This is a genomic window from Rhodococcus sp. B7740 (assembly GCF_000954115.1).
GTDB lineage: Bacteria > Actinomycetota > Actinomycetes > Mycobacteriales > Mycobacteriaceae > Rhodococcoides.
In genome coordinates, this window is the sequence record NZ_CP010797.1 from 4597105 (window position 1) to 4616246 (window position 19142).

The 19142-nt window shown below is 65.4% G+C and carries 20 protein-coding genes; 12 read left to right on the forward strand and 8 right to left on the reverse strand.

Annotated elements, in window-relative coordinates:
* The first annotated feature begins 145 nt into the window (after window positions 1-145).
* A complete protein-coding gene (gene fbaA / locus NY08_RS21420; RefSeq protein WP_032397153.1) occupies window positions 146-1186 on the forward strand; it encodes a class II fructose-bisphosphate aldolase in 1041 nt (346 codons plus the stop codon).
* An 84-nt stretch (window positions 1187-1270) separates the two neighbouring features.
* Here the strand turns inward: fbaA and NY08_RS21425 are convergent, their stop codons facing one another.
* On the reverse strand, window positions 1271-2062 hold the full coding sequence (locus NY08_RS21425; RefSeq protein ID WP_144407412.1) for an Rv0361 family membrane protein: 792 nt from the start codon (window positions 2060-2062) through the stop codon (window positions 1271-1273).
* Window positions 2063-2211: 149 nt separating this feature from the next.
* Between NY08_RS21425 and NY08_RS21430 the strand changes: the two genes are divergently transcribed.
* From NY08_RS21430 to NY08_RS21440, 3 genes are all read left to right on the forward strand, one after another.
* On the forward strand, window positions 2212-2628 hold the full coding sequence (locus tag NY08_RS21430) for a DUF3151 domain-containing protein (RefSeq protein ID WP_032397398.1): 417 nt from the start codon (window positions 2212-2214) through the stop codon (window positions 2626-2628).
* Window positions 2629-2692: 64 nt separating this feature from the next.
* Entirely contained in the window at window positions 2693-3760 is a 1068-nt protein-coding gene (locus NY08_RS21435) for an FUSC family protein (protein ID WP_094614127.1), read from the forward strand.
* 78 nt (window positions 3761-3838) lie between these two features.
* Entirely contained in the window at window positions 3839-4768 is a 930-nt protein-coding gene (locus NY08_RS21440) for a cation diffusion facilitator family transporter (protein ID WP_032397152.1), read from the forward strand.
* Here NY08_RS21440 and NY08_RS21445 read toward each other — a convergent pair.
* The 3 genes from NY08_RS21445 to NY08_RS21455 form a co-directional block, all read right to left on the reverse strand.
* Window positions 4758-5225, reverse strand: a complete 468-nt coding sequence (locus NY08_RS21445; RefSeq protein WP_045200922.1) for a pyridoxamine 5'-phosphate oxidase family protein — start codon at window positions 5223-5225, stop codon at window positions 4758-4760. The two genes, NY08_RS21440 and NY08_RS21445, sit on opposite strands and share 11 nt — an antisense overlap.
* Before the next feature lie 118 nt (window positions 5226-5343).
* Complete coding sequence (locus NY08_RS21450) at window positions 5344-6117, reverse strand: site-2 protease family protein (RefSeq protein ID WP_045198668.1); 774 nt, start codon at window positions 6115-6117, stop codon at window positions 5344-5346.
* Entirely contained in the window at window positions 6114-6779 is a 666-nt protein-coding gene (locus tag NY08_RS21455) for a hypothetical protein (protein WP_032397150.1), read from the reverse strand. Before NY08_RS21455 ends, NY08_RS21450 begins: the two co-directional genes overlap by 4 nt.
* 202 nt (window positions 6780-6981) lie before the next feature.
* On the opposite strand from NY08_RS21455, the gene NY08_RS21460 reads away from it, so the two are divergent.
* Together NY08_RS21460 and NY08_RS21465 are read left to right on the forward strand one after the other, a co-directional pair.
* Window positions 6982-8271, forward strand: a complete 1290-nt coding sequence (locus tag NY08_RS21460) for an adenylosuccinate synthase (protein WP_032397149.1) — start codon at window positions 6982-6984, stop codon at window positions 8269-8271.
* A 548-nt stretch (window positions 8272-8819) separates the two neighbouring features.
* Window positions 8820-9140 carry an LGFP repeat-containing protein gene (locus tag NY08_RS21465; protein ID WP_235386988.1) on the forward strand — a complete coding sequence of 107 codons (321 nt, stop codon included), beginning with the start codon at window positions 8820-8822 and terminating at the stop codon, window positions 9138-9140.
* Window positions 9141-9207: 67 nt separating this feature from the next.
* On the opposite strand, the gene NY08_RS21470 is transcribed toward NY08_RS21465, so the two are convergent.
* Window positions 9208-9732 (reverse strand): methylated-DNA--[protein]-cysteine S-methyltransferase, encoded by a 525-nt coding sequence (locus NY08_RS21470; RefSeq protein ID WP_045198670.1) that lies wholly within the window; start codon window positions 9730-9732, stop codon window positions 9208-9210.
* Window positions 9733-9823: 91 nt separating this feature from the next.
* Here NY08_RS21470 and yczR point away from each other — a divergent pair, with 91 nt between their 5' ends.
* The gene (gene yczR / locus NY08_RS21475) at window positions 9824-11305 is read left to right on the forward strand and encodes a MocR-like transcription factor YczR (protein ID WP_045198672.1); all 1482 of its coding nucleotides are present in this window, start codon (window positions 9824-9826) and stop codon (window positions 11303-11305) included.
* An 85-nt stretch (window positions 11306-11390) separates the two neighbouring features.
* On the opposite strand, the gene NY08_RS21480 is transcribed toward yczR, so the two are convergent.
* Window positions 11391-12467, reverse strand: a complete 1077-nt coding sequence (locus NY08_RS21480) for a CaiB/BaiF CoA transferase family protein (RefSeq protein ID WP_045200924.1) — start codon at window positions 12465-12467, stop codon at window positions 11391-11393.
* Window positions 12468-12562: 95 nt separating this feature from the next.
* On the opposite strand from NY08_RS21480, the gene purT reads away from it, so the two are divergent.
* Both purT and NY08_RS21490 read left to right on the forward strand, forming a co-directional pair.
* Window positions 12563-13759 carry a formate-dependent phosphoribosylglycinamide formyltransferase gene (purT, locus tag NY08_RS21485; RefSeq protein WP_045198674.1) on the forward strand — a complete coding sequence of 399 codons (1197 nt, stop codon included), beginning with the start codon at window positions 12563-12565 and terminating at the stop codon, window positions 13757-13759.
* A gap of 24 nt (window positions 13760-13783) precedes the next feature.
* Window positions 13784-14266, forward strand: a complete 483-nt coding sequence (locus tag NY08_RS21490; protein WP_032397139.1) for a DUF456 domain-containing protein — start codon at window positions 13784-13786, stop codon at window positions 14264-14266.
* A gap of 1 nt (window position 14267) precedes the next feature.
* On the opposite strand, the gene NY08_RS21495 is transcribed toward NY08_RS21490, so the two are convergent.
* Window positions 14268-15002, reverse strand: a complete 735-nt coding sequence (locus tag NY08_RS21495) for an amidohydrolase family protein (RefSeq protein WP_179272861.1) — start codon at window positions 15000-15002, stop codon at window positions 14268-14270.
* A 67-nt stretch (window positions 15003-15069) separates the two neighbouring features.
* Here NY08_RS21495 and NY08_RS21500 point away from each other — a divergent pair, with 67 nt between their 5' ends.
* Window positions 15070-15939: an SMP-30/gluconolactonase/LRE family protein gene (locus tag NY08_RS21500; RefSeq protein WP_032397138.1), complete on the forward strand. Its 870-nt coding sequence runs from the start codon at window positions 15070-15072 to the stop codon at window positions 15937-15939.
* Window positions 15940-16006: 67 nt separating this feature from the next.
* On the opposite strand, the gene NY08_RS21505 is transcribed toward NY08_RS21500, so the two are convergent.
* Window positions 16007-17392 carry an FAD-dependent oxidoreductase gene (locus NY08_RS21505; RefSeq protein WP_032397137.1) on the reverse strand — a complete coding sequence of 462 codons (1386 nt, stop codon included), beginning with the start codon at window positions 17390-17392 and terminating at the stop codon, window positions 16007-16009.
* Window positions 17393-17688: 296 nt separating this feature from the next.
* Between NY08_RS21505 and NY08_RS21510 the strand changes: the two genes are divergently transcribed.
* Together NY08_RS21510 and NY08_RS21515 are read left to right on the forward strand one after the other, a co-directional pair.
* Window positions 17689-18549, forward strand: a complete 861-nt coding sequence (locus NY08_RS21510; RefSeq protein ID WP_045198676.1) for a TauD/TfdA dioxygenase family protein — start codon at window positions 17689-17691, stop codon at window positions 18547-18549.
* Window positions 18550-18583: 34 nt separating this feature from the next.
* Complete coding sequence (locus NY08_RS21515; RefSeq protein WP_032397135.1) at window positions 18584-19111, forward strand: Rv0361 family membrane protein; 528 nt, start codon at window positions 18584-18586, stop codon at window positions 19109-19111.
* The last annotated feature ends 31 nt before the right edge of the window (window positions 19112-19142 follow it).

The following is a 19142-nucleotide window of genomic DNA, read 5'->3' on the forward strand; positions in this document are numbered from 1 at the left end:
GGAGTGGAGCCTGCGGAATGACCGGAGGGGCGCGGGAGTGGAGCCTGCGGAATGACCGGGGTGACGCGGGTACGCACGACACCGGGCCGGGAGGTTGCCATACTGCACTGGACACAACCGAACTTTTCTATGGAGGAATGACGCCGTGCCTATCGCAACTCCCGAGGTCTACGCCGAGATGCTGGGCCGGGCGAAGGAACACAAGTTCGCCTTTCCGGCAATCAACTGTGTGGGTTCCGAGTCCATCAACGCCGCCATCAAGGGATTCGCCGACGCGGGTAGCGACGGCATCATCCAGTTCTCGACCGGCGGAGCCGAGTTCGGCTCCGGGCTCGGTATCAAGGACATGGTCGTCGGTGCCGTGGCGCTCGCCGAGTTCGCGCATGTGATCGCGGCCAAGTACGACGTCACCATCGCTCTGCACACCGACCACTGCCCCAAGGACAAGCTGGACACGTACGTTCGTCCGCTGATCGCGATCTCGCAGGAGCGCGTCGACGCAGGCAAGAACCCGCTGTTCCAGTCGCACATGTGGGACGGCTCGGCCATCCCGATCGACGAGAACCTCGAGATCGCCAAGGATCTGCTGGCCCGCGCTGCGGCTGCGAACATCATTCTCGAGGTCGAGATCGGTGTCGTCGGCGGCGAGGAAGACGGCGTCGAAGCCGAGATCAACGACAAGCTCTACACCTCGAACGAGGACTTCCTCAAGACGGTCGAGGCCCTGGGCGCAGGCGACGCGGGCTCGCGCTACCTGCTGGCGGCGACCTTCGGCAACGTGCACGGCGTGTACAAGCCGGGCAACGTCAAGCTCAAGCCGTCGGTGCTGGCAGACGGTCAGCGGGTCGCGTCGGAGAAGCTCGGTCTGGCATCGGGATCCAAGCCCTTCGATTTCGTCTTCCACGGTGGATCGGGTTCGGCGAAGAGCGAGATCGAAGAGGCACTCGAGTACGGCGTGGTGAAGATGAACGTCGACACCGACACCCAGTACGCGTTCAGCCGTCCCATCGCCGGACACTTCTTCTCCAACTACGACGGTGTGCTCAAGGTCGACGGCGAGGTCGGCAACAAGAAGGCCTACGACCCGCGCAGCTACCTCAAGAAGGCCGAGGCCGGGATGACGGCCCGTGTCGTCGAGGCCTGCAACGACCTCAAGTCCGCCGGTCGCAGCGTCAGCGCCGGCTGATCCCCGTGAGCGGAACTTCGTAGCAGGCTACGAGGTAGGAGTGGAGCCTGCGGAACGACCCGCAGGCTCCGCCGCTCACGTCGGTCAGTTGCACACCTTCCACTGGTCGCCGTCGAGGCGCAGGTCGAAGGTGCGCGGGGAGCGATCGTTCGGGTTCGCGTCGGTGTGCGCGATCACCTGAGCGATCGCGGTGTCGTCGTCACCGACCTGGATGGCGTCGATGCTGTCGACGGTGGGGATGTTGCCCTGCTCGAGCGAGACGCGATGGACGTCGGCGAATTCCGCGTCGGGGATGTCTCGGTAGAACGTCGCCAGGTCACCGCACGAGGTGCTGCGCAGTGTGGCGAGGTCGCCGACGGCCAAGGCTCTGGTGAACGACTCGACGGTCGTCCTGATCCGGGCCTCCGGGGAGTCGTCGACGCTCGGGCGGTCGATCAGCAGGTATGCACCGGCGGCCACTGCCCCGATCACGACAACTGCGGCCACCAGCGCCGCCCACCACTTCTTGTGACTCGGTGTGCCGTGTTCCGTCGGGTCGGGTCCGATGCGCTGGGGACCGACCTGCTTCGACCCTGGTTTCTGCGGTTCGATCCTTCTCGGCCCGACTGGTTGCGGCACGGCGGCAGGTGATTTCTTCTCTGCCGCAACATCTTTCGTCCGATTTTCGGACGGGTTTCGGGGTGGGATACGACGCGGGGCCGCGGTCGGCTTTGCGACGGGCTTCGATTCCGCTGCGGCCGGTTCCTCGGCCGGAGCAGTGGCGATCTTCTCGGTGGCTGCGTCGGCCGGCTCGTCGACCTGCTTCTTCTTGTGGAGATCGATCTTCTCGGTGGCTGCGTCGGCCTCGGAGGGCGCCTTCTTCTTCTCGTCCGGCATGCGTTCTCCCTCGTTCACCGAATCCTGCGAGAACTCACGAGTTCTCGATTTCGTCAGCTGGCAGCCTATCGACCGTGTCGGGCGCTCGGCGCGAGCGCCACCGGGGGTGTTCGGACACGATTCGGTGACGTAGGGGCACAATGAGCGCCATGACTTCTTTCGGTGATCTGCTCGGACCCCAACCCACACTGTTGCCCGGCGACGACGAGGCCGAATCCGCGCTGCTGAACCACGAGGCACCCGAGACCGTCGCGGCGGCGCATCCGACGGCGTCCATCGCGTGGGCCTACCTGGCCGAGGCGGCGCTCGAGTCGGGAGCCACCATCACGGCGTACGCCTACGCTCGCACCGGCTACCACCGAGGTCTTGACCAGTTGCGTCGTAATGGATGGAAGGGATTCGGGCCGGTCCCGTACAGCCATGAGCCCAACCGAGGATTCCTCCGATGCGTTGCAGTCCTCGCCAAAGCGGCCCGCGACATCAACGAGCACGACGAGTACGCCCGCTGCCTCGACCTCCTCGAAGACTGTGACCCCAAGGCAGCAGAAGCGCTCGGCCTGGGCTGATCGGGCTCGCGCCAGCCGGGCGCGGGGTCGAACCCGGCTGAAGTCGGGCAGTGCTCGGCTGAAGTTGTCGCTGCTGCCGATCATTCAGTGCGCGTTGGCTGCGGGAGTGGCGTGGTTCGTGGCGACGGACATCGTCGGTCACGAGAGCCCGTTCTTCGCTCCGATCGCCGCTGTCGTCTCGCTCGGCGTCTCGCTCGGTGCTCGCCTGCGCCGATCGGCCGAGCTCGTCGTCGGAGTGACGGTGGGCATCGGCATCGGGGATCTGCTCATTTCGCTGATCGGTAGCGGGCCGTGGCAGATCGCTCTGGTCGTGGTGCTGGCGATGTCGGCAGCGGTGTTCCTCGACGGCGGGCCGATCATCGCGATGCAGGCCGGATCGTCCGCGGTGCTGGTGGCCACGCTCATCCCGCCCGGCAACATGGGTGGCCCCAACCGCATGGTCGACGCGTTGGTCGGTGGTCTGGTGGGCATCGCGATCGTGGCGTTGATCCCGACGCACCCGGTGTGGCGGGCCCGCAAGGATGCGGCGAGTGTGTTGGCCACGGCTGCGAGTGTGTTGCAGAAGGTGGCCGACGGCTTGGTGGCGAACGATCCCAAGCCGATCGAGGAGGCGCTACGTAAGGCGCGTGCGACGCAGTCGGGTATCGATGCTCTGCGAACCGATCTCAAGGGCGGCCGAGAGATCGCGCGAATCTCGCCGATGTACTGGAATCACCGCAACCGTCTGGCGTCGCTGGCGGCGACGGCCGATCCCATCGACAACGCCGTCCGCAACATTCGGGTGCTCGCGCGACGGTCGCTGACGCTGGTGCGCGACGACGAGATCCTCGATCCGCGCGTCGTCGACGAAGTGGAGAAATTGGCGCATGCGGTGGAGGTCCTGCGGCAGATGATCCTTGCCGATCCGGGGCAGAAGCCGGATGCGGCGGAGGCGGCACGAGTGTTGCGGTCGGTGGCGGCCGGTGCCAAACCGGAGTTGATCTCGAACGCCGGTCTGTCGGCAACGGTGGTCCTGGCACAGTTGCGCTCGATCATCGTCGACCTGCTGCAGGTCGCCGGGCTCAAACGTATTTCTGCGTTGGCGACGCTTCCGCCGACGGTGAAGCACCCGCACGTCCCGCCGGAGTTGTGACCCGAGGACACCATTGCATATATGCGTATGTACGCATATGGTGACTCCCGGAAGTCGATGCAGTCACGAGGGGGAGTCATGGGCGCGGGTCACGGGCACAGCCACGGCGTGGGCGGACACACGCCTGCGGGTGCGGGGCCACCCAGGTCCCGCGTTCGCAAGATGATCGTCGCCCTCGCGATCCTGGTGGTGTTTCTCGTCGTCGAGGCGACCGTCGCCGTCGCGATCGGCTCGCTGGGCCTGCTCGCCGACGCGGGCCACATGCTCACCGATGTGCTCGGCATGACGATGGGCTTGATCGCACTCGTGCTCGCCCGCAAGGGAAGTGCCGCAGCGGCAAGGACTTTCGGCTGGCATCGGGCGGAAGTGTTGACCGCCATCGCCAATGCCGTTCTGCTGCTCGGTGTTGCGGCGTTCATCATGTACGAGGCGATCTCGCGCATCGGCGACGCTCCCGAAATCCCCGGTGTTCCGTTGATTCTCACTGCGACAGCCGGTCTCGCGGCCAATATCGTCGTCATGCTGCTCATTCGCGGCGACGCCAAGGACTCCCTGGCCGTCCGCGGTGCGTACATGGAGGTTCTGGCCGATGCGGTCGGCAGCGTCGGGGTGCTCGTCGCCGGCGTGCTGATGGTCGTGTTCGGGTGGACCTGGGCAGACATCGTCGTCGGTGTCCTGATCTCCCTGTGGGTGATCCCGCGCGCGATCAAGCTCGCCGGCTCGGCACTGCGCATTCTCACCCAGGCCAGTCCGGGGCACGTCGACGTCGACGCATTGACCGGCGACCTGAGCGCGCTACCGGGCGTGACGGGGGTTCACGACCTGCACGTGTGGACGCTGACCACCGGAATGGACGTGGCGACAGTGCATCTCGAGTGCGAGGGGTCGTCGTCGATGGTGCTCGATCGCGCCCGGTCGTTGCTGTCCGCCTACGGTCTCGACCACGCCACGGTCCAGGTCGAACCCACCGCGCACGGCCGGACCTGCAAGGAAGAGCTCACCTGGTGACGGTGTGCACCTCGGAGCCGGGACGCCACACGTCGATCTGCATGTGATCGTCCACCAGTGACGTCAGGACGACCTCGGTGATGTCGAGGTCGAACACGTGGTACGGCACCAGTTCACCCGGTGCGGCGTCGAATATCGGTTGCAGCACAGCAGGATCGGTGATCTCGACGGCACGGCCGCCGATCTTCGCGTCCCCGCCCTCCATCGAATGGTGACCCGGATTGCTGTGCAGCGCGAACCGTCCGTCGCGCTGCAGATCTCGTGCTTTGACTGCCCCCAGCATCGAACCGAGGCGCAGCACACCGCTGTCGGCGAACTCGACCTCGGTGCCGCTCACGCGCGGTGAGCCGTCCGCCCGAAGGGTGGCGAGTACGTGGTGTTTGTGGGCGGTGAACCTGGCCTGCACTGCCGAGGCCAGGTTCGGGGCGGCTGTCGAGAAGTCGTTCCACGTCGTCATGGGGGAATTATGCGACCCGCCACCGACCGAATCGGGAATTGCTGCACACAACTTCTCGACAGCGACGGAAATCCCGTCGGTCACGGTCGGTGTCGTGCAGTCCTTCCCGGCGCTCGGGTCACAGCCAGAATCGCATCAGGTAGTTTCCGTTGCCTGCGAAGAACTCGGGAACACCGGACAGCCCGAACAGGGTGTAGATCGCCCCGAAGAAGGCGGAATTGACCGCGGGCACGAACAGCAACGCGACGAGAACGAGGATTCCGTAACCCTTGAACTGGTTCAGCGAGGCGCGGGTGGCGGGTGAGAGCGAGGGTTCGAGTGCGGCGTATCCGTCGAGTCCGGGCACCGGAATCAGGTTCAGGATCGTGGCCATGATCTGCAGGAACGCCAGGAAGCTGAGCCCGTACCAGAAGGCCTGATGGGTGCCGTCGGTGCCGAACATCCGAATGACGATCAGAAGGACCACGGCGACAACGGCGTTGGCGAACGGTCCGGCGAGAGCGATGCGCCGCTGAGTCGACGCCGAGAATCGGTCGGTTCGCAGGTACACGGCACCGCCCGGAAGCCCGATTCCGCCGATCGCGATGAACAGCACCGGCAGCACGATCGAGAGCAACGGGTGGGTGTACTTGAGCGGGTTGAGCGTCAGATAGCCGCGGAGTTCGACTTCGCGGTCGCCGGCCCGAAATGCGGTGTACGCGTGCCCGAATTCGTGCAGGCACACCGAGGCGATCCACCCGGCGAGCACCAGCACGAACACCCCGAGTCGGGCGGTGAGAGAGGTGACGTCCTCCGCTGTCCACGCCAGCGCGCCGCCCACTCCTGCGACGGCGAGAACGGCCACGAACACCGGGCTCGGCAGAACGGGACTGCGGCGTACCGGAACGGTCATCGGACCAGCAACCACTCTTCGTGGTGACGGTAGAACGTCGACCGCTTGACTGTTCTGTCGCCGGCGATGCCGTCGCGCATCAGGTCTGCGGCGGGGGAGCCGAGCTGCATCGCGCGTCCGCTCACCCAGCGGCGCGGCAGCAGTCGTCGACGGCTGATCACCCGCGCACGAAGGCCCGGTAGCTCCGGGGTCGGTGCCACCTCGACGCCGGGAACGACTCCGGAGAACAACCGCGTGTCGTCGACGTACGCCTCGCCTTCGAGGTCCGCGCCGCCACCGCCGCCGAGCAGAGCCCGCCCGACAACGGCCTTGCCCGCGTCGTCGCGGATGAGGGGCGTGCTCGACGCCGTGCCGGTCAGTGCCACCTTGGCCGCGCGCGAACCGGTGCCGAGCTTGTAGATGTGGGCGGCGTTGGTCGCGGTATCGGGCACGAACGCGACCTCGATGTGGAGGCGTTCGGTGCGCATCAACCTGGTCAGGACCGCGGCCAGCGAGGCGTCGTCGCCCAACACGATGATGCGCGGTGCGGGGGCCGATTCGATGTCGGCGAACAGTGCGTTGCAGTCGTCGTCGGTGGGCACGGCATCGGCGTTGCGCAATGGGACGTCGGTCAGCGTGATCGGCAACGGCGGGTTTCCGCAGTGCAGAACGAACGGTGTCACGGCGCTCCTAGATCATCGGTGAACCCTCGAACGACCATAGTGCCCTCGTTTCGGCTCCACCGTAGCGGCATGCGGGCCAGCTCACCGCCTCGGCTAGACTGTTCCCCCGGCCACTGTCGCGCCTGCGGCAATTGGTGACGGCTGCGTTCGATCGAGCAATATCTGCAGTACGTCCTCGCACGAAAGCAACGTAGGAGAGCACATGCCGGCGATAGTCCTGATCGGCGCCCAGTGGGGCGACGAGGGCAAAGGCAAAGCCACCGACCTTTTCGGTGAACGACTTCAGTGGGTCGTTCGCTACCAGGGCGGCAACAACGCCGGCCACACCGTGGTTCTCCCGAACGGCGACAAGTTCGCGCTGCACCTGATCCCGTCGGGAATCCTCACAGCCGGCGTGAAGAACGTCATCGGCAACGGCGTCGTCGTCGACCCGGGTGTGCTGCTCACCGAACTCGACGGCCTGGAAAAGCGTGACGTCGACACCACGAACCTGCTGCTCAGCGCCGATGCGCACCTGATCATGCCGTACCACGTGGCCATCGACAAGGTGACCGAACGCTTCCTCGGAGCCAAGAAGATCGGAACCACCGGCCGCGGCATCGGGCCGTGCTACCAGGACAAGCTCGCTCGTGTCGGCGTCCGGGCAGCCGATGTGCTCGACGAGAAGATCCTGACCCAAAAGGTCGAGGCTGCACTGGAATTCAAGAACCAGGTGCTCTCGAAGATCTATAACCGGCGGGCGCTGGACTCGCAGCAGGTCGTCGACGAGGTGCTCGAGCAGGCCGAGGGCTTCAAGCACCGCATCACCGACACCAGGCTGCAGCTGAACCTGGCTCTCGAGCGCGGTGAGACGATTCTGCTCGAGGGATCGCAGGGCACTCTGCTCGACGTCGATCACGGCACGTACCCGTACGTCACGTCCTCCAACCCGACGGCGGGCGGCGCATCGGTCGGTTCCGGCATCGGCCCCAACAAGATCGGGACGGTCCTCGGCATCCTGAAGGCCTACACGACGCGTGTCGGCTCGGGCCCGTTCCCGACGGAGCTGTTCGACAATCACGGTGAATACCTGGCCAAGCAGGGCGGCGAGGTTGGCGTCACCACCGGGCGGGCACGACGCACGGGCTGGTTCGACGCCGTCATCGCGCGGTACGCCACCCGCGTCAACGGCATCACCGATTACTTCCTGACCAAGCTCGACGTGCTCTCGAGTCTGGACACGGTGCCCATCTGTGTCGCGTACGACGTCGACGGCGTCCGCCACGACGAGATGCCGATGACGCAGACCGGTTTCCATCATGCGAAGCCGATCTACGAAGAGATGCCCGGTTGGTGGGAAGACATCTCCGGTGCCCGCACGTTCGAGGAACTGCCGATCAACGCGCAGAACTACGTCCTGCGTCTCGAGGAGCTCTCGGGGGCGTACATGTCGTGCATCGGAGTCGGACCGGGCCGCGACGAAACCATCGTCCGCCGGGACATCCTGAGGTAGACGGTCGACACGAAACACCAAGCCCCGAGGCCACACGGCCTCGGGGCTTTTTCGTGCCCGGGGATGCCCGTCAGGATCCGATTCTCGACAACGCGACGAAACAGCGCATTCAGTAGGAAACCGACGCGAAAAAGTACTGTGTTTGCTGTAGCCGAACGGTATTGCTGGGGACCTCGCTGCAAGGCGGTATTTTTCGTACTTCAGGTAGCTTTGCGCATCGCGTATTCGAGTAAACCGAAAGCATGAAACGGGCGACCACCGACAATTCGTGGTCGCGAACGGTGATCGATCCGACGGCGACGGAACAAATTCCGGCGGATATTCTCGTGCTCTTGAATTAATGCCGTCACATATATGTCGGAATCGAACTGCACATCTGCTCGCCTGCGTGGATAATTGCGCCCAGGTAAATCGACGGAAGGTCGAGCGATGACTGAGAATTACAACGGATTGGAAGTTTTCAGCTACCAATTCGATCGCTTCGCATACGAACATCCATGGATCGGCGCTCAGGCCGGTGAATTCATGCTCGGCCCGAGGGTGGGGGAATGCTCGAATTCACGCACGCTACCGTCTTCGCGCTTCCCGAGGGTGGCGCGCACGAAGTGCACGGTCCGATCCTCGACTGGTACCTCGGTCACGGGGGACCCTATGGCGCACTTGGCTATCCGATCAGCAACGAGCGTCCGACACCCACCGGATCCGGTCGCTACAACCTCTTTCAACGCGGAGCTATCGGGTGGTTGCCGGAGGTGGGTGCATTCACCATCGGTGGTCGGCACGAGGAATCCGATGTGACTCCGGGCCCGGAAGCTGAATTGGTGTCGGCGGTGGACGCTCCAATCAACGCACTCGGTATTTCTGCCTGAATCCGTTCCTGCTCCCCGTTTCGATCCAATTATTCGGTCTCGCGGTTTTGTTCGTCGATGAAGCAGCTCAGAACAATGTCGGCTCGTCGAATCCTGGGACGCCTTCGATGCCGAGTATTTTCTGTTTGGTGTTCGCGCCACCCGGTGCCGAGAAGCCGCCGACTTCCGTGCCTGCGCCGAGTACCCGATGGCACGGCACGATGATCGGCACAGGGTTGCGTCCCAACGCGCCGCCTACGGCCTGGGCTGCACCGGGGTGGCCGAGTCGGCGGGCAATGTCGCCGTAGGTGAGTGTCGCGCCCCGGGGAATGCTGCTGCACACGGTGTAGACCGAGGCGTCGAACTCCGAGATGTCGAGGACCAGCGGAATCGGGCTCATGTCGACTGTCCGTCCATCGAGCAGGTCGACAATTCGCGCGATCGCGTCGGCCGCCAACGCATCGACAGGCCCTGCTGCTGCGCCGAAGCGGTTCAGATAGTCCAGCATCGCCTCGTCCGACGGCTCGGGCAGGGCGACTGCGAGCACGCCGTCGTCGGTCCAGGCGATTCCGCAACGGCCGATGGAGGTGTCGAAGAGCGTGCTGCTCGGCATCGGTCCAGTATCCACCTGCCCTCGTGTGGCAGTCCAGTGGAATGCGCAATGGACTTGAATGTCGGAGGCCAGTGGGCGAATACTGGAGTGCATGGCTTCGAGAGTCCTCAATGCAACGTCACTGGCCCGCGATCTCGGCAGCTGGCGCGGCGACGCGTCCTCGGACGGATCCGGGAGGCGCAAGGCGTCGCGTCCGACGTATCGCGCATTGGCCGATGGCGTTCGACTGCTGATTCACGACGGTCGCATTCCGCTCGGCGTCGGTCTGCCCAGTGAGCGTGATCTGTCCGCGGCTCTCGATCTCAGTCGTACCACCATCACGTCCTCGTACTCGGTGCTGCGAGACGAGGGTTATCTGATCAGTAAGCAGGGATCACGCAGTACCGTCGCTCTGCCTGCTGTGCCCACCCCCAACGGAATGTTGATTCAGTCGACATCGCCTTCGGGTCCGGTGGTGGACATGTCTCACGCAGCGATGGCAGCAGCGGACGGCACCATGACCGCGGCGTACGAGTCTGCGCTGCAAGCACTTCCGACCTATCTTCCGACGCACGGCATGGAGCCCATCGGTCTGGCGGTGTTGCGGGAGGCCATCGCGCAACGCTTCGTCGAGCGTGGCCTGCCGACGACGGCCGACCAGATCATGGTCACTTCCGGTGCGCAGCAAGCAGTTCGGCTCCTGCTGGGTACCTTGACCTCGCCCGGCGATCGGGTGCTGATCGATCACCCGACCTATCCCAACGCCCTCGAAGCGATCAGGCGAGTGGGTGCCCGTCCCGTACCGGTGCCGGTACGTCCGGCCGACGGCGACTGGGATCTCGACGGGATACGCAGTGCAGCACGGCAAACGGCAGCCAAGGTTGCGTACCTGATTCCGGACTTCCACAATCCAACCGGGCAGGTGCTCGGTGCCGAGGGGCGGGCCGAACTCGCACGCATCACCCGCGACACCCGTATGACGCTCATCGTCGACGAAACCATGGTGGACCTGTGGCTCGACGCCCCGCCGCCGCCGCCGGTCGCGTCGTTCGGGCGGGTCTCGGGGTCCGACATCGTCACGATCGGTTCGGCGTCCAAGTCGTTCTGGGGCGGACTGCGCATCGGATGGATCAGAGCGCATCCGTCGCTCGTCTCACAGCTCGCGGGCTCGCGGGCAGCGCACGACCTCGGCACCTCGATCATGGATCAGTTGGCGTCCTCGTTCCTGTTGCAGGACGCCGAACCCGCGCTCGAGCTCCGTCGATCGCACTTGCGCGAGCGTCGGGACGTACTCGAAGAGGCTCTGGCCGAACATCTTCCGGACTGGCGCTACCGCCGCTCCGAGGGCGGCATGTCGCTGTGGTTGCAGCTGCCTGCACCGGTGTCGAGTGCGCTCGCCGCCACCGCGCCTGCATTCGGCGCGATACTCGCGGCGGGCCCGCGATTCGGCGTCGAGGGTGCGTTCGAGCGCTACCTCAGGTTGCCGTACACCCGTGAGCCGCAGGAGCTTCGGGCCGCGGTGATGGCGACGGCTGCTGCTTATCGTGCCCTCGCTCCCAGCGCCGAATCGGAGCAGCCGGCCCTCGTGTTCTGAGCGGCCATGTTCTGACCGCGAACTCGAAGTTATGGACGGAAATCAGCCGAAAGGCGTCCACAACTTCGAGTTCGGCGCAAACAGATCAGACCCAGACCGACGCGATGTCGGTTGCTTCGGCGGGCGGTGGCGTCGGGACTCCGTTTTCGGTGCGGGAGAAGCGCGGTGCCGGGCGGTGCTGGGTGACGCCGCCGATGTCGATGAGGGAGTCGCGGTCCTTCATGTGCGGATGGTTCGGGGCCTCGGCGAAGGTGAGGACCGGCGATACGCAAGCGTCGGTGCCGTCGAAGATCGCGGCCCATTCGTCGCGGGTCTTGGACAGGAACGTCGAAGTGAATCTCTCGCGCAGCTCGGGCCAGCGCGACTTGTCCATCTGCCGCGGGAGGTCCGCATCGGCGAGGCCGAGGCCGGTGAGCAGCTGGGCGTAGAACTGTGGCTCGAGCGAGCCGACCGCCATGTACTGGCCGTCGGAGGTTTCGTACGTGTCGTAGAACGGTGCGCCGGTATCGAGCAGGTTGGTGCCACGGTCGTCGCTCCAGGCTCCGACACCACGCCAGGCCCAGATCATGTGCGAGAGTGCGGCGGTGCCGTCGACCATGGCCGCGTCGACCACCTGGCCCTGTCCGGAGTTCTGGCGCTCGTAGAGCGCCGCCATGATGCCGAAGACGAGGAACATCGAGCCCCCGCCGAAGTCGCCGACCATGTTCAGCGGCGGCACGGGGCGCTCGCCCTCGCGACCGATCGCGTTCAGCACGCCGGTGACGGAGATGTAGTTGATGTCGTGGCCTGCGGTCTGCGCCCACGGGCCTTGCTGGCCCCAGCCGGTCATGCGGCCGTAGACCAGGCGTGGGTTGCGGGCCAGGGCGTCGTCGGGTCCGAGGCCGAGGCGTTCGGTGACGCCGGGTCGGAAGCCCTCGATCAGCACGTCGGCGCGTTCGACGAGACCGAGCACCTTCTCGATGTCGGCCGGATCCTTGAGGTTGGCCTCGACGATGGTGCGGCTGCGCAGCTGGTGGTCGTGGGCAGAGATCTGCCCGGCACGCTGGACGCGTACGACGTCTGCGCCGAGGTCGGCCAGCAGCAGTGCGGCGTGCGGGCCGGGCCCGATGCCCGCGAGTTCGACCACGCGAAGCCCTGCGAGTGGTCCACCAGTGTTCGACACGTTGTTTGCCTCGTTCCGACTCGTCACCTGCGAATGTGAATGGAGACTAACTTGTACTAGGTCGTCCAACCGATCGGGGTGTGGATAATAGGGCTGTGACTGCCCCAGATCCCGTCCGTATCGGTACACCGCTCACTCCCGGGGCCACCCGGGTGATGCTGCTCGGCTCGGGTGAGCTGGGCAAAGAGGTGATCATCGCGTTCCAGCGCCTCGGCGTCGAGGTGATCGCCGTCGATCGCTACGACAACGCCCCTGGTCATCAGGTGGCTCATCACGCGTTCACGATCGACATGAGCAACCCCGAAGAACTACTGGCGCTGATCGATTCGCAGCAGCCGGATTTCGTGGTGCCGGAGATCGAGGCCATCGCGACCGATGCCCTGGCCGAGGTCGAAGCGCGGGGCAGGAGTGTGGTGATCCCGACGGCGCGCGCGACGCAGTTGACCATGAACCGTGAGGGCATCAGGCGTCTCGCCGCCGAGGAGCTCGGGCTGCCGACGTCACCGTACGCCTTCGCCGATTCGCTGGAAGACGTACGAGAAGCGTTGTCCACCATCGGCTTTCCTGCCGTGCTCAAGCCCGTCATGTCCTCGTCGGGCAAGGGGCAGTCCGTCGTGCGCAGCGAGGACGACGTCGAAGCGGCGTGGGACTACGCCCTGAAGGGCGGCCGCGTCGACCTCGGCCGTGTCATCGTCGAGGGATTCGTCGATTTCGATTACGAGATAACACTTCTCACCGTTCGAGCGAGCGACGGAACTTCGTTCTGCGAGCCGATCGGGCACCTGCAGGAATCCGGCGACTACATCGAATCCTGGCAACCACAACCGATGTCCGACGCGGCCCTGGCCGGTGCGCGCGACGTCGCCGAGCGCATCACGACGGCGCTCGGTGGGCGTGGGTTGTTCGGTGTCGAACTGTTCGTGCAGGGCGACAACGTGTACTTCTCCGAGGTCAGTCCGCGGCCGCACGATACGGGCCTGGTGACGCTTCGTACGCAACGGTTCTCGGAGTTCGAGCTGCATGCCCGCGCCGTTCTGGGTCTGCCGATCGACACGACGCTGCTGTCGCCCGGTGCGTCGGCGGTGATCTACGGCGGTGTCGACGCGGACGGCATTCACTTCGAGGGCGTCGCCGATGCGCTGGCCGTCCCCGAGACCGACCTGCGCCTGTTCGGCAAGCCGACGAGCTTCGTCCGACGCCGGATGGGCGTCGCGGTGTCGACGGCCTCGGACATCGAGACGGCACGGAGCAGGGCCCGCGAGGCAGCAGGCAAGGTTCGTCCTGTCGTCTGAGTCGACACAGGGCACACTGAGCCCATGAGCGTGCTCGGTGAGGTCCTGGTCGGCCTGGTGATTCTGGTCGGCCTCGTCGGTATCGTCGTCCCGATTCTGCCGGGCACCATCTTGATCTTCGCGGCCGTCGCCGTGTGGGCGTGGGTCACCGGCGGAGCCGCCGCCTGGACGGTGTTCGCGATCGCGACGGTGTTGTTGGTTCTGAGCGGCGTCGTGAAGTACACCTGGCCGGGCCGGCGCATGCGGGAGGCCGGAGTGCCGATGCGATCGTTGATGATCGGCGGACTGCTCGGCATCGTCGGATTCTTCGTCATCCCCGTCGTCGGACTGTTCGTCGGCTTCATCGCCGGCGTTTACGTCGCCGAGGTGCCCAGGCATCGCAATCATTCCGAGGCATGGAGATCGACCGTGCACGCCACCAAGGCGGCAGGACTGTCCATCCTGGTGGAGCTGTTCGGCGCGTTGCTCGCCTCGGCGGTGTGGCTCGGGGGAGCCGTGCTCGTATAGATCAGGAGACCCGATACCAAGCCCGGGCGTTGCCGTCGAGAACCGCCGGGAGATCGCCGCCGACGGCGTGAGAAATGATGTCGATGTCGGTCTCCGAGAACGGACGCGGGGCGCGGGTGCCCGGTAGATCGGTGCCGAACATCAACGCTGCCGGATTCACGCGATGAATCTTCTGCAGAGTGTCGATGATGTCGAGGTCCACCCGGCCGAATCCCGTTGCCTTGACGCGTACTCCGCGGTCGACGAGGTCGAGCAGATACGGCAGGCCCTGCGTCGACAGTCCCAGGTGGTCGATGCTCACGGCCGGCAGCTTCGCGAGGATGGGTTCGAGGGAGAGCAGCAGGGACGCGTCGACGTACAGCTCGGCGTGCCACCCCACCAGTTCGTGCACGCGCCGCGCCTGGGTGGTGAGCATCTGGACGTCCGTCTCGCCGCGCTTGAGGTTGAAACGCATTCCGCGGACACCCGCGTCGTCCAGCGCGACGATGTCCTCGTCGGAGCACTCCGGATCGATCTGAGTGACGCCCACCCAGCCACGCCCCAGGGTCTTCAACGCCGCGAGCAGGTAGGTCTGGTCGGTGCCCTGGAACGATCCCGAGACCACTGCGCCACCGGTGATACCGAGCCCGTCGACGTCGTAGAGGTAGTTCGAGACGGTGTACGGATCGGGCAGGAAACCGTGGTTCTCGATGAGCGGAAACGCGGGGTCGATGATGTGTAGGTGGGCGTCGAACACGGGCCCCAGCATGCCAGCTCGCGCATTCGGCGTCGCGGCCACCGTCCGCGGTGTTTGAATTCGAAACATGAAACCGGAGACCACAGTCGTTCTCGACGGATACACCTACTTCGAATGTCCGAGATGGCACGAGGGGAGGATCTGGGTATCGGACTTCTACTCCCATCGCGTCGTGTCCGCCCTCGAGGACGGCTCCGACGTACGAGTCGAAGCAGAGGTGCCCAATCAGCCGTCGGGCCTGGGATGGTTGCCCGACGGGCGGCTGCTGATCGTGTCGATGCGCGACTACAAGTTGCTACTACGTGAGCACGACGGTTCGCTGACCGTGCACGCGGATCTGTCGACGTATGTTCGGGCGAATCTGAACGACATGCTCGTCGACGCCCAGGGGCGCGCGTACATCGGCAACTTCGGCTTCGATCTGATGAACTTCGCGCCCGTCGAGACGGCCGACCTGATTCGCGTCGACCCGGACGGTTCCGCGCACGTCGTGGCGTCGGATCTGTACTTCCCCAACGGAATGGCGTTCACCGCGTCGGGCGAACTGCTGGTGGACGAGACGGTCGGCAATCGGGTCAGTGCCTTCGACATCGCCGAGGACGGGTCACTGGGGGAGCGCCGTGATTGGGCGAAGTTCGGCGAACTGCCGTCGTCGACGGACATGGCCACGGCCATCGGGGAGGTGAAAGTGGCCGCCGACGGATGCTGCATCGACACCGACGGCACGATGTGGATCGCCGACGCACTGGGGCAACGAGTGCTGCACGTTGCGCAGGGCGGGGAGGTTCTCGAGCAACTCGATTTCGATCTCGGAGTCTTCGCCTGCGGACTCGGCGGATCCGACGGCCGCACGCTGTTCGTCTGCGCTGCACCGGATTTCAACGAGCATCAACGGAAGATCGAGACCGAGGGCAAGTTGCTGGCAGTGCGCGTGTAGTGCGCTTCGCGCAGTGGTGCGGTTGTGCGCTCCCTGGGGCACACAACCACACCACTGCCGCAGGCACTCAGGCCTTGTCGGGCTCGGATGCCTTCAGCATGTCCTCCCGCTCGACGACCTTCACCCGCTCGCGGCCCTCGGGCTCGCCGAGTGAGCGCTCGTGCGCGTCGAGGCGGTACCAGCCGTCCCACGTGGTGAAGGGGACCTGCTTGCCTTCGAGGAACGAGGTGACGGCATCGAGATCCGGTTCGACTGCGCCGACGAAGCTCGGCGCATCCTCGAGGAGATTCGCGACGGTCTCGTTGGCGTCGCCCTTGGTGTGGCCGATGAGGCCGACGGGTCCGCGCTTGATCCAGCCGGTGACGTACGTGGCCGGAACGGGCGTGGTGGACGACGGGGACTCGACGACGCGTCCGGCCTCGTTGGGGATGGTGCCTGCCTGCTCGTCGAACGGGAGCTGGCTGATGTTCTGGCTGAGGTAGCCGACGGCGCGGTAGACGGCCTGAACGTCCCAGTCGTTGTACTTGCCGGTGCCCTTGACGTTGCCGGTGCCGTCGAGCTCGGTGCGCTCGGTGCGTAGACCGACGACCTTGCCGTCCTCGCCGAGTACCTCGTGGGGAGACTCGAAGAAGTGCAGGAACAGCTTGTGCGGGCGGCTGCCGACGTCGCGGATGGCCCAGTCCTGCAGGGTGTTGGCGACCATGTCGATCTGCTTGGAGCTGCGGCGGGCCTGCTCGGAGCCCTCGTCGTAGTCGATGTCCTCGGGAGAGACGATGACCTCGATGTTGGGGGAATGGTCGAGCTCGCGCAGCTCGAGCGGGGTGAACTTGGCCTGAGCCGGTCCGCGGCGGCCGAAGACGTGCACCTCGACGGCCTTGTTGGCCTTGAGGCCCTCGTAGACGTTGGCGGGGATCTCGGTGGGGAGCAGTTCGTCACCGGTCTTGGCGAGCACGCGCGCGACGTCGAGAGCGACGTTTCCGACACCCAGGACGGCGACCTTCTCGGCCTCGAGCGGCCAGGTGCGCGGCACGTCCGGGTGGCCGTCGTACCAGGAGACGAAGTCGGCGGCGCCGTAGCTGCCCTCGAGGTCGATGCCGGGGATGTTGAGGGCGCGGTCCGCGTTGGCACCGGTGGAGAAGATGACGGCGTCGTAGAAGCGGCGCAGGTCGTCCAACGTGATGTCGGTGCCGTAGTCGATGTTGCCGAGGAGGCGAACCTGCGGCTTGTCGAGCACCTTGTGCAGGGCGGTGATGATGCCCTTGATGCGCGGATGATCGGGGGCCACGCCGTAGCGGATCAGCCCGAACGGCGCAGGCATGCGCTCGAAGAGGTCGATGCTGACGCCCGGTCCGCTGACATTGTGGTCGGACTTCATGAGCGCGTCGGCGGCGTAGATGCCTGCCGGTCCGGCACCGACGATGGCGACGCGGAGTGGACGAGTCTGATCGGTCATGTGCAGCGAGCTACCTTCTTCGAGGGAAGTGCGGACACCCCAGCATAAATTAAGGACTACCTGAGCTGGGGCAGTGGGCAACTTGCCGGATTTCCCGGTTTCCGGTAGGAATTGCTCTGTGCGCACGACATACCTGGTCCGACGGTTCACCGTCGACTTCTGTCGTACCTGCACCAACATGTGTTGTCGGTGACAAGACCCGACGCCCCTTCCCCTCCTCCAGCAGGACGGGACCCCTCTCTCGACGGCAGCGTTGCCGAAGATCAGCGCTCGACCGTGCACGGATTCGAGGACACATGACCACTCTGGAACAGACCGCAACTCTCACTCTCGACAAGCTCGGCCCGAGCTTCGGTGCCGAGGTCATCGGCCTCGACGTCGCGTCGGCGTCGGACAGCCAGATTCACGCCGTACGACGAGCCCTCGTCGAACACAAGGTTCTCGTGTTGCGTGGACAGACGCTCGACGACGCGGGCCACATCGATTTCGGCCGCAGGCTCGGTGACCTCACCGCAGGTCACCCGGTGCACGACAGCGGTCACGTCGCCCCCGAGGTCTACGCCCTCGACAGCCAGGACAACGGATTCGCCGACGTCTGGCACACCGACGTCACGTTCATGGAACGCCCGCCGATGGGCTCGATCCTGCGTCCCGTCGTCCTACCGCCGCACGGTGGCGACACCAATTGGGCCGACAGTCAGCTCGCCTACGAATCCCTGTCCGCACCGGTCCGCCGAATGATCGACGGGCTCACGGCAATGCACGACGGCAACCGCGAGTTCGGTTACTACCTCGCGCATAAGCGCGGCGGAAAAGGCAACGTGTGGGACGGCAAGGAGGTCACCGCGCTGGTCCCCGTCGAACATCCGGTCGTGCGGGTCCATCCGGAAACCGGCCGCAAGGGGCTGTTCGTCAACCCGGGTTTCACCTCCCACATCGTGGGTGTGTCGGAGGCCGAGAGCCGCGGAATCCTGGACCTGCTGTACGCGCACCTGACCAAGCCCGAACACATCGTGCGGCACCGCTGGCGCTTGGGTGATCTGGTGCTGTGGGACAACCGCAGCACCTCGCACTACGCCAATCGCGACTACGGCACCGAGCACCGCAAGATGCACCGCATCACGTTGCGAGGAGACATTCCCGTCGGACCCCGCTAGTGCCCGGCCCGTCGGATCGAGGAAGATTGGCCGCATGGCGTCGTGGAGTGAACGTAGGCAGCAGTGGGTCGACAGTCGTGAGGAAGCGCGCAACAACGCGTCCAAGGCGGCTGCCGACTCCGGCGAGCAGCGTCCGCCCAACGCGTGGCCGTTCATCCTCGCCGTCGGCGTCGTCGTGGTGTTGCTCGTCGGCATCTTCGCGGCCTCGAAGTTCGCACCTGCCGAGGACAACGTGACGCAGGCCCAGTTGCTCACCGACGCCGTCGACGGATTCCTCGAGGCACAGAACACCGGCGACGCAGACTTGCTGCGCCAGAACACCTGCTTCGATCAGGTCGAGCGCCTCGTTCCGGGCGACGATGCGCAATACCGAACCGATCGAGCAGGCGAGGTCGAGCGGAACGGCGAGACGTCCATCGACGGGGTGCCCTCCGACTATCAGGTCAACGGCGACCGCGGAATGGTCACGGTCCCGCTGAAGGAAGAGAAATCCGGAGCGCAGACCGACGACGTGTGGAAGTTCCTCCGCGTCGACGACAAGTGGCTGGTGTGCAATGTCTGATCTCGGTATGTGTGACGTAACGGCAAGTGAC

Bases quoted from the DNA above. Each gene is read 5' to 3' on its own strand.
- NY08_RS21440 (WP_032397152.1), top strand. From the start codon at position 3,839: ATGGGCGCGGGTCACGGGCACAGCCACGGCGTGGGCGGACACACGCCT.
- yczR (WP_045198672.1), top strand. From the start codon at position 9,824: ATGGCTTCGAGAGTCCTCAATGCAACGTCACTGGCCCGCGATCTCGGC.
- NY08_RS21425 (WP_144407412.1), bottom strand. From the start codon at position 2,062: ATGCCGGACGAGAAGAAGAAGGCGCCCTCCGAGGCCGACGCAGCCACC.
- NY08_RS21505 (WP_032397137.1), bottom strand. From the start codon at position 17,392: ATGACCGATCAGACTCGTCCACTCCGCGTCGCCATCGTCGGTGCCGGA.
- NY08_RS21490 (WP_032397139.1), top strand. From the start codon at position 13,784: ATGAGCGTGCTCGGTGAGGTCCTGGTCGGCCTGGTGATTCTGGTCGGC.
- NY08_RS21510 (WP_045198676.1), top strand. From the start codon at position 17,689: ATGACCACTCTGGAACAGACCGCAACTCTCACTCTCGACAAGCTCGGC.
- NY08_RS21445 (WP_045200922.1), bottom strand. From the start codon at position 5,225: ATGACGACGTGGAACGACTTCTCGACAGCCGCCCCGAACCTGGCCTCG.
- NY08_RS21470 (WP_045198670.1), bottom strand. From the start codon at position 9,732: ATGCCGAGCAGCACGCTCTTCGACACCTCCATCGGCCGTTGCGGAATC.
- NY08_RS21515 (WP_032397135.1), top strand. From the start codon at position 18,584: ATGGCGTCGTGGAGTGAACGTAGGCAGCAGTGGGTCGACAGTCGTGAG.
- NY08_RS21465 (WP_235386988.1), top strand. From the start codon at position 8,820: ATGCTCGAATTCACGCACGCTACCGTCTTCGCGCTTCCCGAGGGTGGC.
- NY08_RS21500 (WP_032397138.1), top strand. From the start codon at position 15,070: ATGAAACCGGAGACCACAGTCGTTCTCGACGGATACACCTACTTCGAA.
- NY08_RS21460 (WP_032397149.1), top strand. From the start codon at position 6,982: ATGCCGGCGATAGTCCTGATCGGCGCCCAGTGGGGCGACGAGGGCAAA.
- NY08_RS21430 (WP_032397398.1), top strand. From the start codon at position 2,212: ATGACTTCTTTCGGTGATCTGCTCGGACCCCAACCCACACTGTTGCCC.
- NY08_RS21450 (WP_045198668.1), bottom strand. From the start codon at position 6,117: ATGACCGTTCCGGTACGCCGCAGTCCCGTTCTGCCGAGCCCGGTGTTC.